Source organism: Chitinophagaceae bacterium C216, from assembly GCA_028485475.2.
Classification (GTDB): domain Bacteria; phylum Bacteroidota; class Bacteroidia; order Chitinophagales; family Chitinophagaceae; genus Niabella; species Niabella composti.
In genome coordinates this window covers 698,271-712,494 of the sequence record CP144143.1, presented here as the reverse complement: position 1 = coordinate 712,494, position 14,224 = coordinate 698,271, and the positions used below count along the sequence as shown (strand labels likewise).

Sequence of the window (14,224 nt, the reverse complement as noted above, 5' to 3'; positions counted from 1 at the left end):
GAAAGTAGTTTTGATTTTTGAAACAGTCAAAACCCTCCTAAAGTTCATTCTAGCGGTGGGGTGGTATATAAATCGCTGCCCGATTTTATCCGAATTTTTTCTCTGAAAGTATTGGGAATGCTTTGATTGGAGATATATTTTCCATTCAGGATGTTGATAATTTTCATTTTTTTCATTTGTAATTCATTGTTCCTTCTAATAAGAATATTAATGATACCATAAGTGGATTGCAGCATCTGCTTCATTTCATTCAACGTCATCCCGAAACGATTATTCACGGCAATCACCTCATCCCCAGCCTTAAGACCTGCCCGATCCGCGGGCGAACCATTAGGTATATCACCGATTATAGGTCTACCGTCGATCAGATATAACTCCAAACCCGAATAAGCATAATCAAATGGATCTCGAAAAAACTTATTAGGGGTGATGTAAATCTCTTTTTTATTATAGTTTAGAATACAGTTAAATCTACGGAAGATATCGTTTCCAATTAAGCCACCATATGTGGGGTAGGAAGTGATATTGTGGGTATCATCGAAAATATTTAAGGGCACATATCGGAACTTATACGGACCAATTCTTAACTTTTTCATTACGCTGATATACATGTCTACCTTACCCCCAAGTCCCTCACCTTGTTTTAGGTACTTCCGTCTCTTCTTTTTAAGAAAGGCGCTATCTTCCATATATTTCTTGGAAAACAGTACGGTAAGGCCAGCCCCAATATCATACAGATAATAAAACTGACGTTTTACATGATCTTTAACCTGGGACTGTAAATAGGGAAGCGTATTTAATTGTGGTTGCAATAAATAGCCTCCACGTGGATATTTTATACTACCATTGGAACAAAATGTTATTTCTTGCTTTTCATAATCTATTTTTAGGATAAACCGGCTTAATACAGCATACCCAACAATGCCGTCAATTTTTTCCCCATACAATGCCGAAAGGATCTCATAATCCACTACATGAAAATTAAGACTGTCAATCTCTAGACCATTAACGGTTAGCTTTCTGTTCTTGAGCACGCCCACTTTTTGTACACCACCAACCCCTCGAACCAGACGCTCCGGAGCCGGTGGCTCTATACCCAACTCGCGTACAGTGGTAGAATCCAGCGATATACCACCACTTCCGGTATCCAATATAAACAACAGCGAGTCCTTTTTATCGTCTAACAGGGCTTTAAAACAAATGACACCTCCCGTAAATTGTATAAACTTAATAGTGGTGAGTTCCTGACTAGACGGCTCTTCGAAGGAATCCTGTGCGGCTACCCGGAAAAACAGTACAATCAAGGGCAAACTGGTAAAGAGTATTTTCATTAGGTAAAACAATCCGATTAAAATTACTTCTTTTTATAAAAGCGCCTATTCATTTATGATGAAAGGAATGCTAAAGGGCTCACTGTACCTGTTCAAACGAAGCAACTTACCCGTAAATCCTTAATACTCCGATTATTTACAATGATAAAAACAAATAAAGCGCTTCGATGGTTATTATTAACAATATTAAGAACGGAGCGGTGCCTTCCAGTGTTGCAAAATTATCTATATCGTTGATGTTGATGAGAATGAAATGCTTTATCATTCATTTCGTACCTTAGCCTATAATTTACTCCGCATATGGATTTAGAGGATCTTTATAAAAAAGCGTTGAATTTTGAGTTTCTAAGTGTAGAGGAAGGTGTATTCCTGTATCACAACGCCCCGCTGAGTGAGCTCATGTATGTAGCAGACGAGCTGCGTAAAATACAGGTACCCCATGGAAAAGTAACCTGGCAGATCGATCGTAACGTAAATACAACCAATGTTTGTATCGCCAACTGTAAGTTTTGCAATTTTTTTCGCATTCCCGGACATCCTGAGGCTTATATAACCGATATGGACACCTATCGCCAAAAGATCCGAGAAACCATCCAATACGGAGGCGATCAATTGCTACTGCAAGGAGGCCACCATCCCGAGTTAGGATTACAATTTTATGTAGATACGTTTCGTGCCATAAAGGCCGAATTCCCTGATATCCGCCTACACGCTTTAGGGCCACCCGAAATAGCACATATCACCAAACTGGAAAAGAGTACTCACCGTGAAGTGCTGATGGCTTTGAAAGAGGCCGGATTGGATTCTCTTCCCGGAGCGGGAGCGGAAATATTAGTAGATCGGGTACGTCGTCTTATCAGTAAGGGAAAATGTGGGGCGCAAGAATGGCTAGACATTATGCATGAAGCGCATAAGCTGGATATCACCACCTCTGCAACCATGATGTTCGGCCATGTAGAAACTATAGAAGAACGCTTTGAACATTTAGTGAAAATACGCGAAGTGCAAAGTCGCAAACCCGAAGGCACCAACGGATTTCTGGCTTTTATTGCCTGGACATTTCAGGATGTAGATACATTGTTGGCACGTATTAGAGGTGTACACAATCTTACCACTGCAGAGGAGTATGTGCGTATGGTAGCACTGTCACGCATTATGCTACCCAATATTAAAAATATACAGGCTAGCTGGCTAACCGTAGGAAAAGCTACAGCGCAGGTATGTCTCCATGCCGGAGCTAACGATTTCGGTAGCATTATGATTGAGGAGAATGTAGTAAGTGCTGCAGGTGCACCACACAGGTTTACCTATAAAACCATTCAAGAAGCTATTCGCGAAGCCGGCTTTGAACCACAATTACGCAATCAGTTGTACCAGTGGCGTGAAATTCCTGAAACCATACAGGAACAGGTAATCGATTATTAGCCAACACTGAGAAAAGATCAAAGATCATTATAAGTAAAAATATAAAGAATATGCGTATTGATTATGGAACTGTGGCTCCCGAGGGATATAAGACTTTATTGGCGATGTATGGCTATTTAAAGCACACAGCATTACCAGCATCTTTACTACATATTGTTTATTTAAGAGTATCGCAAATCAATGGTTGCCCTTATTGCATAGATTTACATTGGAAAGACGCCATCAACAGTGGGGAAGACGCACGTAAATTAAATGCGATAGTAAAATGGAAAGACATGCCTTTCTTTTCCGAAAAAGAAAAAGCAGCTCTAGCCCTGGCCGAAGCAATGACGATATTAAAAGATCAAGAAGTGCCGGAAGCTATTCTTAACGAAGCGCGTCAGCATTTTAATGAAAAGGACTTAGTAGACTTAAGCTTTGCTATAGCACACATGAATATGCTGAATCGTGTAGCAATAACTTTTCACAAAGTTCCCGAAAAATAATCCGACGGTATTTATTACTGTGGGGTTCAATAAATATTAAAGTAATAAACATTCTTATGGCTGATGCTATTAAAAAAGTGGTGGTTGTTGGCGGTGGTTTCGCCGGCGTTAATTTCATAAAGAAACTGGCCAAGAACCCTGCGTTCGATATTACGCTGGTGGATTTGAATAATTATAACTTCTTTCCACCTTTATTATATCAGGTGGCAACAGGTTTTCTGGAGCCCTCCAGTATCAGTTATCCGTTCCGGAAATTTCTGAGAAATAAATCCAATGTACATTTCCGGATGGGAGAGATGAAAAAAGTTCTTCCTGCTGAAAACAAAATTATTCTTTCGAATGGAGAGCTGGAATATGATATACTGGTAATAGCCACGGGTGCTGTTACCAATTTTTTTGGTATGGAGAACGTAAAGCGGTATGCCATTCCAATGAAAACATTGAGTGATGCGCTGGCTATGCGTAACCTACTACTCAACCGCTTAGAAGAAGCGTCCCGCACTACAGATATTGATTTAAAACGAAGATTGCTCACTACTGTGATAGCAGGCGCCGGACCTACAGGTGTAGAGGTGTCTGGTATGTTTGCCGAAATGCGGCAGACTATTATCCGTAAGGACTATCCCGAACTAGGTAAAGGGCTAAGCGAAATTATTTTGGTAGATGGTGGTCAAGCAGTACTGTCTCCCATGTCTGAATCTTCACAGAAATACTCCAAAGAATCTCTGGAAAAGCTGGGTGTGAAAGTAATGCTGAATACCAGAGTAAAGGATTTTGACGGAGAAGAAGTAACCCTCTCTGACGACACGGTTATCAAAACCAAAAATCTGATTTGGGCCGCAGGAGTTTCTGCCGTTGCTTACGAAGGTATCCCCGAAGAAAGCATTGGTCCCGGAAAACGAATGTTGGTGGATGAATACAATAAAATTTTAGGCACCGAGAATATTTATGCGATAGGAGACACCTGTCTTCAAACTTCAGATCCCAATTTTCCTAAAGGGCATCCGCAGGTAGCTCAAGTAGCCATACAACAGGGTAAATTATTGGCTAAAAATTTAACCAAACCCGCATCCGAAAGAACCCCGTTTAAATATAACGACAAAGGCTCTATGGCTATCATCGGCCGTAATAAAGCAGTTGCGGATATTCCTAAGCCAAAATTTCACTTCAACGGATTTTTGGCATGGGTAGTATGGCTATTCATACACGTAATGTCGCTGTTAACAGTAAAAAATCGGTTAAGAACTTTCACCAACTGGGTGATTGCTTATTTTAGCAAAGACCAATCGTTCCGTATGATTATTCGTCCCGAGGATAAAGAAAAAAATCTTTCAACCTAAACGACTTTTCTTCATATACATATTATGAGAAATGCTCCGATATTGACGGAGCATTTCTTTTTATCATAATAACAACTTTATAAACGCATATTGAAGGGATCGAAATAATGAATCTTTTCTTTTTTATACAAATCAAAATGTTGTTTTAATTTCCTAACAAATGCATCGTAGTCTTTCTTATCGGTCGGGGTCCAGGCCGCTTCTGATAAAGCTGCAATTCTCGGGAAAAGCATAAAATCCAAACGGTGCGTATCGGCAATGGTTTCAGTCCACAAGTTGGCCTGTATGCCCAATACTTGACGATAATTAGCGTCATTAATTACTGATAGATTGCGAGCGTTAAAATCATACACCCCTTTCAAGGAGCTATAAGCTTTACCCCATTTGCGCCCAATGGAATGCGTGCTATCTTGCACAAAATCGAAATATAAAGGAATGCGTGGACAAAGCACCGCACTATATCCTTTCCTCAATGCCGTATCCAGCTGGTAAAGTCTGTCGTGTCGCCACCAGAATACAATCGTTCTGTCTCGGGAAAAATTCATATTGGCTACTTCATCCCATGCCAACAGTTTTGCATTCATTTTAAAAACAGAGTCGGCCATTCGCTGCATGAAATATTGTTCCACCTCCAGCACATTGTTGAGCTTATTTTGGGCCATCAGCTTTTTTACTTCCGGATCAGACAGCCATTGTTGATTGCCAAAGCTTACTTCATCACCGCCCAAATGCAACATCCCTGAAGGGAATAAAGCATTTACCTCTCTCAGTATATCAGTGAGATAGGAATAAGTAGCCTCCTTACCGGGATGAAAAGTAAAATTGGGATATTTTTCACTACCTCCACCGCTAAACTCAGGATAGGCACGATTGGCAGCAGTGGCATGTCCGGGCATATCAATCTCGGGTATTACTGTAATATTTCTTTCAGCAGCATAACGAACGACTTCCGCAATTTGATCCTGTGTATAATATTGAGCCGGCGTATTGGGATCGGTGTGTGAACCTACGCCTCCTACCAGAGCCAATCGTGGATATTTTTTAATTTCTATACGCCAACCGGGCTCATCTGTGAGGTGCCAATGAAAACGGTTCAGCTTATACAAAGCCATCCAGTCTAAAATAGATTTTACCTTATTAATACCGAAAAAATGTCTTGACTCGTCCAACATGAGTCCGCGCCACGCATACAACGGAGCATCTTTAATATTCCATCCGGCTAAGACAATTTTTTGGTCTTTTTTACTACCTGAGGCTGCTAACTGTAACAAACTAGAAATTCCGTTAATTACTCCTGCGGTAGAATTTCCTGTAATAATTACTTTTTTATCTGTTACGGATAATAGATATCCTTCTTCGTTGGCCGTAGCATTATTACTTAAGCGCAATTCTACTACATCGGCAACAGGGGTAGTGGGCGTGGGGATTAACGGTATCGCAAACATATGCAGCATGCGAAACTGCAAATAGCCGGCAGCAGATCTTAGTTCCGGTTTTTCAATAAATAACTTAGTCTGTGAGCTAATGATGAAGCTATCTTTTGTTTTAACAGCTTCCAGTGGTTTTGGTATAATAGGGCATTGTTGTGCCGATATATTATTATAATACACTATCAGCAAACAAGCGAAAACGAAATGGAATATCGGTTTCAGCATATCGGTTCAATTATGAATAGATGTTTAGAAAACATTTCATTGGCAATACATCGTCAAAGTAAACGATTTTACTTGTAGGTATATGTAAAAATTGTTGCGCCCCATTGAAACATTTATTATTGCGCTTACCTCTCGGGCTTTACTATGTATGCTTTTTTGATGGAAATTATTTTGAAATTATAAGATCCTTTTATCAATGAAAATTTATTTTCTTTAAAGAGGGGCCAGTACTTTTATTAAAAAATTAATACTTTACCATTTTCAAAAGAATAAATATTTGTCAATTTTGAATAAGTGCAAATATCTACTGTTTTAAATAAGTTGAATAATAATTATGCAAATATTGATTGTTGAAGACGACAGAAGGATAAGTGATTTTTTAGTAAAAGGCCTTGAGGAGGTCGGTTATGTAATTACTTTATGCAAATCGGGCGAAGAAGTCCTTCAGCAATATCTTTCTCTGAGTTTCGATTTAATGATTATAGACGTAATGCTGCCCGGTATTGATGGTATTCAATTGGTACAAACTATACGGTATAAGAAAATTTTCACCCCAATTCTTATGCTGAGTGCATTGAATAGTGTGCTAGACAAAACCACCGCCTTAGATAGCGGTGCAGATGATTATATGACCAAACCTTTTCATTTTGATGAATTGCTTGCACGCATAAAAGCACTCACACGAAGAAATCAATACGATCAATTAGACACCTCAAAGCATATACAAGATTTTGGGCCTATTCAAATCGACACTCACCAATATAAGGTGCACTTAAATCAAAACCCAGTCGACTTGTCTCCCCGCGAATTCAAATTACTTAAATATTTATGCGATAATTACGGCAAAGTGGTTACTCGGCAGCAAATTCTAAATGCAGTATGGGGCATTCATTTTGAAAACCCTTCAAACGTTGTAGATGTTTACATTTCTTATCTGAGAAATAAACTCGAATCTAAGCAAAAATTTATCCACACGGTAAAAGGAATAGGCTATCTATTTAAGGTAGAATAATATGAAATTAAAACAACGGCTTTCCTTATATGCAGTTATCTTGTTCAGCATCCTTATTATCGGGGTATCGGCAATTATTTATTTTTCTTTTGCAGCCGTAATGGAACGTAAAGAAATGCAGGGATTGGAAAGCAAAACCTTATTGGCAGCTTTATACTATCTGGAAAAAGACGAATTATCTATTGGAGATCATGAAAACATCAAAAGTCAGCTTTTAAAAAAAATATCACGTAAAAACATTGCCATCTTTGATAGTCTATACCATCAGGTATATGGAGATATGTCTCCCACATCCGACATTCAACGACAGTTTATTGATCAGATCAGAGAGAATAATAGTGAACATTTTGCAACAAAAGATTTTTTTTATCACGGAATATATTATCAAGACAATCAGGGTAATTTCATAGTTATTGCTCGTGAGCCTAAAACAGAGTTTAAAACGCAGCTACAAAGTCTTTTCCATATTTTGTGGGTGGCTTCGGCTATTAGCATCCTTATTATTTTTTTCATCGCCAGATATTTGAGTAAATGGGCTTATGCCCCCATTATTAAAATCACTAAGCAGATTAAAAATCGTGATGCACAAAATTTTCATCAACCCATTAAAGTTGAAAAAACATATCAGGAGTTACAAGACCTAGTAGAAAACTACAACTACCTAGTCAACCGTATATCTGAAACTTTTTCCGTACAAAAGAATTTTATCGACTATGTTTCTCATGAATTAAAAACACCTATATCCGCTTTACTAGGAATACTAGAAGTAACTGGACAAAAAGCACGATCAGCACAGGAATATCAAATTGTATTACAAAAATCAAAACAATACGTACACGATCTCGAAGATGCATTAAACAATATGCTTCTTTTATCAGGTGCAAACCCTTCTTTTGAATTTACTACAACTCGCATAGACGAAATTATATGGAAGGTTATTGAAAACGCAGTTATACATCATCAAGCCAAGATTGAAGTGAATATGGCTGTCGAGGATCAATCGATGCTCGAATTGAAAGGAAATGCTAAACTTTTAGAAATTGCCTTAACAAATATTGTTGAAAACGCTATTAAATACTCTCACAATAAACCTATTCAATTTAAACTTTTGATAGTTGACCAAAAATTACATATTTATATCATCGATCGCGGAATAGGCATACCTGAAAAAGATTTGCCAAATATCACACGCAATTTTTATAGAGCAGCAAATGCCAAAAATCATAGAGGCAAAGGAATTGGCCTCTCATTAGCTAATATTATATTCTCACTACATCATATCGGGATGGCTATTCACAACGAGCCAGAAGGAGGTACTAGGGTTACATTAATTTTCTAACTAAATTCTAATCCGCTTTCAATATATTTTTAATGCAGCTCCAAAATTCCTTTAATCTACCATAGATAGTTTTGCAAAAAACTGTCTATGGCGCGTTTCGCTCTTTTGGTGATTAATATTATTTTATGCTACAAGGTACTATGGGCTCAAGAATATTCACTACGTGATCTACAAAACGCTTTAACCGAGCATAACTTACAAATACGCGAACAATCTTTAAACATTGAAAAAGCCGCTGCAGAATTACAACAAGCCAAGGCCCATGAGAATCCAACTTTATCCTTACAAGAGGTAAACTTTTGGAAAACTTTCGATATAGAATCTCAACGTAGACTATTTGGTAACTATGGGAAATATCAACAATTTGGTATTGAGCTAGAACAAAAAATAGAAACCGCAGCTAAACGCAAAAAGCGCATTCAGGTAAATACCCAAGCACTACAAACACAACACATACAAAAAGATGCTTTAACAGCTCAATTACAGTACGAACTTAGAGTTGCTTATTACACATACTACATCCTAACGAAAAAAGAAAAAGTAAATGCAAGTTTATTAAATGAAATTAGCCGTCTGGTAGAAAAATATCAAAGACAGTATAACAATCGAAATGTTCTGTTGCCAGAATTAATGCGTGCCCAAAATACTTTCTCACAGTTACAAAAAGAAGCATTTTCAGCGGAAGAGGAAAAAAAAGAACTGCTTAATGAATTAAAATATTTAACCGGATTAAACACTTTGTCAGAAAGCAACATTGTTTTTGATACTTTATCACTTAACTATACCTCACGTATCCCCTCCAACGTATTGGAATTGGCACTGCAAAATAATCACGTCTTAAAACATCAAACACAAATGCAACGACTTGCTGATGCTAACATTGCACTGGAAAAAGCAATGGCTGTACCCAGTGTAACACTTCTAGCAAATTATGACCGTGGAGGAAATATCATGAAAGATTTTGTGGGATTCGGCATTTCGATTGATCTACCCATTTTCCATCGCAACAAAGGCAACATATTAGCGGCCCAACACCAAAAAGCTATTGAGGAAAATAAATACCAGAGCATTGTAACGCAACTGGAACAGCAAATTAATAATTGCATTACACAAATAAAAAAATGGGAACAATATCTATCACAATACTCCAATAACTTTCTTAAAGACGATTATCAAAGTATACTAGCACAGTTCTGGCAACGCTTGCAACAAAAACAAATTACATTGACACAATATATCGATTACATAGAATCTCATCAATCAACAGCTATTGCTTATTGGGATGCCGCATTAACATACTTAAAATTGATTGAACAGTTACAACTTCTCGTAGGAAAACATTTTTAATATGAACAAATGGTATATCATAACAGGAATCATCTGCGGGATGATTATATGCTTCTCTTGTAAAGGAAAAGTATCTAAAATAGATGATTCTATCACTACTGTTTATTGCTTAACTGAAGAACTAAAGAAAACAACAGCAATTGCCCCTGTATCCATTCAGCCTGTACATGAACAAATAACTATGTCGGGCAAAATCGAATATAATGAAAACGACTTGCTGATATATCGATCATTACTAAAAGGAACTGTTGAGTCTGTAAACTTCGAACTAGGAGATTACGTTCATAAAGGTCAAGTGTTGGCAACCCTACATTCGGAAGAAGCTCAAGAGCTATTTCAGCAAAAAAGACTCTACGAAACGCAAGTCGAAATGCTAAAAAACGAACTGCAATTATCTAATGATCTTTTGAGAGATGGTTTATCTGTAAAAATCGATGTACTGAAAACAAAGCACGAACTCGAAATGGCAAAAATCTCGTTACAAAAGGTACAACAAACCTTGGCCATGTATCGAGTTAGAAAGGACGGATACTTTGATATTATATCTCCTCAAAATGGGTACATCATTCAGAAAACCATTAATCGAGGGCAAAATATTACACCTGAAAGCGAACCTCTTTTTTCGATTTCTAATTTAAAGCAAGTCTGGGTGATGGTAAATATTTATGCCAGCAATCTAAGAGAAATTAAAGTGGGAGATACAGTGAAAGTAAGAACCGTCGCATATCCTGACGAAATATACATTGGCAAAATCGATAAAATATATAATGTTTTTGATGATGACGAACATGTTTTGAAGGCCCGAGTAGTTCTTGACAATAAAAACCTACAACTCATGCCAGGGCTAAGCGCCGATATCATCGTGAATAAACGAACTGTTCTAGACAGTGCTTTAGCTATTCCTCAAAGTGCTGTTATCTTTTATAACGATAGGGAATATATAATCACCCATAAATCGGATTGTGATTTAAAAGTTCGCCATGTCCATAAAATAGCCAGCAATGATGAATATTATTATGTAAAGGAGGTGTTGGATCCCGACGAAAGAGTTGTAGTAACGAACGTTTTGTTGTTGTTTGAGGAGCTAAAAAATAAGGCATGAAAAAACTGGTACAACATATAGTCACTTTTTCACTGAGGCGAGCCTCATTAATCTTGTTCTTAACTTTTGCCTTATTATGCTATGGTATTTATTCCTTAAAGAATACTACCATTGAGGCATTCCCTGACGTGACCAATACACGTGTAAGAATCATTACACAATGGCCTGGTCGAAGTGCTGAGGAAGTTGAAAAATTGGTCACACTTCCAGTCACCAAGGAAATGAACACCATTCCCCAAAAAAAACAAATTCGCTCGGTATCTCTGTTTGGTTTATCCGTGGTGACAGTACAGTTTGCAGATACAGTTGATGATTTTTACGCCCAACAAAATGTTGCGAGCAAAATTGGAAAAGTAGAACTACCGGATGGTGCGTCTTTTAGCATAGAACCGCCTTCGGGAGCTACGGGCGAAATATTTCGATATATTATTAAAAGTAGTCTGCCTCTAAAAGAAACAACAACTCTTCAAAACTGGGTAATTGAAAGTGAGCTGTTGAGTGTACCGGGCGTAGCAGATGTTATTAGTTTTGGTGGAGAAGAAAAGATTTATGAAATACGTATCAATCCTACCGAATTAAAAAACTTTGATCTTTCTCCTTTAGATGTTTATGAAGCAGTATCTAAATCCAATATCAACGTAGGTGGAGATATTATTCAGCAGGGAGAACAAGCATATGTGGTTAGAGGTGTAGGACTTCTCGATAAATTAGAAGACATTAGAAATATTACTATAAAACTAAATGGCTCTACTCCCATTCTGATCAAAAATGTCGCCGATGTTGTAATGTCAAGTAAACCTCGTCTGGGACAAGCAGGGTTTAACGAAATGGACGATGTAGTAGAAGGCATTGTCGTTATGCTGCGAGGGGAAAACGCATCTGAAGTAATCAAACATCTAAAGGAGAAAGTCAATTTACTAAATGAACAGCTATTACCCGATGGTGTTAAAATCGTTCCCGTCATCGACCGTACCATCTTGGTATATAGCACCGTCAAAACAGTTTCGCGCAACTTAATCGAAGGCATTTTACTAGTAGCGTTAATTGTTGGTATCTTCCTTAATAATTGGAAATCCACTTTTATTGTTGCTTCTGTAATTCCTTTATCTTTTTTGTTTGCCATTATTATGCTGAAGTGGCAGGGCATGCCTGCCAATTTGATTTCCATGGGAGCTTTAGATTTTGGACTGCTATTAGAAGGAACTTTAGTAATGGTAGAAACAATTTTTGTTTCGCTTGCCGCCATGCAGCGAGCACTAGGTGCTGAGCGGTTTGCCAAAATGAGCAAGTCAGGTATCATTCGCAAACAAGCGAGCTCCGTAGCCTCATACATATCCTTTGCCTTATTGATTTTAATCGTTGCTTTATTACCTATTTTCTCCTTTCAAAAAGTAGAAGGCAAAATGTTCATTCCCTTAGCTTATACTTTGAGTTATGCCTTGTTAGGTTCTTTATTATTAAGCTTAACATACGTGCCCGCAATGTGTAAATATTTGTTCAATCAAAATATAGAAGAAAAAGAAAACATAATAACTCGGTTCTCTCATCAGCTTATTTATTCACTCCACCTACTTTCTTTTCGATATAAACGACTAACTCTTGGAGCTTTTTGTATATTGCTTCTTATATGTATTGTACGTTTTTTAAATTATGGTACCGAATTCTTGCCGCAACTTAATGAAGGTGCAATCTATATTAGAGCGACTTTACCTAATAGTATTAGCCTAACTACATCAACTCAGCTCACTAAAGAAATGAAAGAGCTAATGCTTGCCAATTGTGAAGAAATTGATTTCATTCTAACCCAAACCGGACGACCTAACGATGGAACTGATCCTACAGGCTTTTTTAATGTAGAGTTTCATGTCCAATTAAAAAACGAAAAATCATGGAAGCGTAAAATTACCAAAGCCGAAATTGTACAAGAACTAAGAGAACTATTATCTCAATACCCGGGAATCAATTTCGGCTTCAGCCAACCTATTCAAGATAATGTTGAAGAATATGTAGCGGGTGTAAAAAGCTCTTTGGTAGTCAAAATATTTGGAAACGATCTGGAAGAACTCGAAAACCAGGCGCATAAAGTAGCAAACATCATACGTACTGTAAATGGTATTACTGATGTAAACGTTTATAAAAACATAGGCCTGCCAGAATTGCGCATTCAACTACATGATTCTAAAATGGCAAAATATGGTATTCAGACGTCCGATGTGCAAGCAGTTATCGCTATGACTATTGGTGGTCAAGCTGCGAATAAATTTTATGAGGGGGATCGGCATTTTGATATCGTGTTACGCTTTCAAGAAGACTATCGCAATTCGCCAGAAAAAATTGGCAATATTCTCATTCGTACCTCCAATGGTAATAGTATTCCATTAAAGGAAATCGCTTCTATTGGTTATAAAACAGGACCTGCCTTTATTTATCGCGAAGGAAATAGTCGTTATAGTGCTGTAGGATTTAGCATTCAAGGACGAGATTTAGGTAGTACGATTGCTGAAGCCAAGGCTAAAGTTGAAAAAAGAATGGTATTACCTAAAAATCAACACATGGAATGGGCCGGAGAATTTGAAAGTAAAGAACGCGCCACCAAACAATTAATGACAGTTATTCCAATATCATTGATATTGATATTAATCTTATTATATAGCAACTTTGGAAACTTGCGCGACACGATTCTATCGTCAATAACATTGCCTTTTGCTTTTATAGGAGGTTTTCTGTCTATTTGGATCACACAAACCATTTTTGGTATATCTGCAGGTATCGGCCTAATTATATTGTTTGGAGTAAATACCATTAACGCGCTTATTTTGATCACTGTTATGAAAGAATACCTTAAGAAAAATTCCTTATTAGATGCTATTACTAAAGCCGTTCAGTCTAAAATTCGACCTGTATTAATGATAGCTCTAATGGGCTCAATGGGATTACTACCTGCAGCTATGTCAAACAGTATGGGATCTGAAATTCAAAAACCCTTAGCAATAATGATTGTTGGAGGGATGCTGATAAGTTTAGTATTATCGTTTACTGTCATCCCTATTTTGTTTTATTATACCTATCGAAAAATAACTTCTCCCAAATAAAAACACTTGGTTCTAATACCTTACAAATTTTAAAATAAATCAGGTATTCCAAGATTTTACACAGCATTCATTTTCATTAACGCATTTCTTTTTTAC

Annotated in this window: 10 protein-coding genes; 8 read left to right on the top strand and 2 right to left on the bottom strand. The window is 37.4% G+C overall.

What is annotated here, in order from left to right; all coding sequences use genetic code 11:
* Nucleotides 1-44: 44 nt before the first annotated feature.
* Nucleotides 45-1,331, bottom strand: a complete 1,287-nt coding sequence (locus PIECOFPK_RS02935) for an aspartyl protease family protein (protein WP_330974863.1) — start codon at nt 1,329-1,331, stop codon at nt 45-47.
* Between the two features lie 300 nt (nt 1,332-1,631).
* On the opposite strand from PIECOFPK_RS02935, the gene mqnC reads away from it, so the two are divergent.
* From mqnC to PIECOFPK_RS02920, 3 genes are read left to right on the top strand one after another with little or no spacing between them, the layout of a single operon-like run.
* Complete coding sequence (mqnC, locus tag PIECOFPK_RS02930; RefSeq protein ID WP_330974862.1) at nt 1,632-2,756, top strand: cyclic dehypoxanthinyl futalosine synthase; 1,125 nt, start codon at nt 1,632-1,634, stop codon at nt 2,754-2,756.
* 50 nt (nt 2,757-2,806) lie between these two features.
* Nucleotides 2,807-3,241, top strand: coding sequence for a carboxymuconolactone decarboxylase family protein (locus PIECOFPK_RS02925; protein ID WP_409966476.1), 435 nt, complete (start codon nt 2,807-2,809; stop codon nt 3,239-3,241).
* A gap of 56 nt (nt 3,242-3,297) precedes the next feature.
* The gene (locus PIECOFPK_RS02920) at nt 3,298-4,581 is read left to right on the top strand and encodes an NAD(P)/FAD-dependent oxidoreductase (protein WP_330974860.1); all 1,284 of its coding nucleotides are present in this window, start codon (nt 3,298-3,300) and stop codon (nt 4,579-4,581) included.
* Between the two features lie 77 nt (nt 4,582-4,658).
* Here PIECOFPK_RS02920 and PIECOFPK_RS02915 read toward each other — a convergent pair whose 3' ends face one another.
* Nucleotides 4,659-6,236: a beta-N-acetylhexosaminidase gene (locus PIECOFPK_RS02915; protein ID WP_330974859.1), complete on the bottom strand. Its 1,578-nt coding sequence runs from the start codon at nt 6,234-6,236 to the stop codon at nt 4,659-4,661.
* A gap of 334 nt (nt 6,237-6,570) precedes the next feature.
* On the opposite strand from PIECOFPK_RS02915, the gene PIECOFPK_RS02910 reads away from it, so the two are divergent.
* The 5 genes from PIECOFPK_RS02910 (at nt 6,571) to PIECOFPK_RS02890 (ending at nt 14,128) form a co-directional block, all read left to right on the top strand.
* Nucleotides 6,571-7,248: a response regulator transcription factor gene (locus PIECOFPK_RS02910; protein WP_330974858.1), complete on the top strand. Its 678-nt coding sequence runs from the start codon at nt 6,571-6,573 to the stop codon at nt 7,246-7,248.
* 1 nt (nt 7,249) lies between these two features.
* Nucleotides 7,250-8,587, top strand: a complete 1,338-nt coding sequence (locus PIECOFPK_RS02905; RefSeq protein WP_330974857.1) for a HAMP domain-containing sensor histidine kinase — start codon at nt 7,250-7,252, stop codon at nt 8,585-8,587.
* 87 nt (nt 8,588-8,674) lie between these two features.
* Nucleotides 8,675-9,934 (top strand): TolC family protein, encoded by a 1,260-nt coding sequence (locus PIECOFPK_RS02900; protein WP_330974856.1) that lies wholly within the window; start codon nt 8,675-8,677, stop codon nt 9,932-9,934.
* 1 nt (nt 9,935) lies between these two features.
* Nucleotides 9,936-11,036 (top strand): efflux RND transporter periplasmic adaptor subunit, encoded by a 1,101-nt coding sequence (locus PIECOFPK_RS02895; RefSeq protein ID WP_330974855.1) that lies wholly within the window; start codon nt 9,936-9,938, stop codon nt 11,034-11,036.
* Nucleotides 11,033-14,128 carry an efflux RND transporter permease subunit gene (locus tag PIECOFPK_RS02890; RefSeq protein WP_330974854.1) on the top strand — a complete coding sequence of 1,032 codons (3,096 nt, stop codon included), beginning with the start codon at nt 11,033-11,035 and terminating at the stop codon, nt 14,126-14,128. Before PIECOFPK_RS02895 ends, PIECOFPK_RS02890 begins: the two co-directional genes overlap by 4 nt.
* The last annotated feature ends 96 nt before the right edge of the window (nt 14,129-14,224 follow it).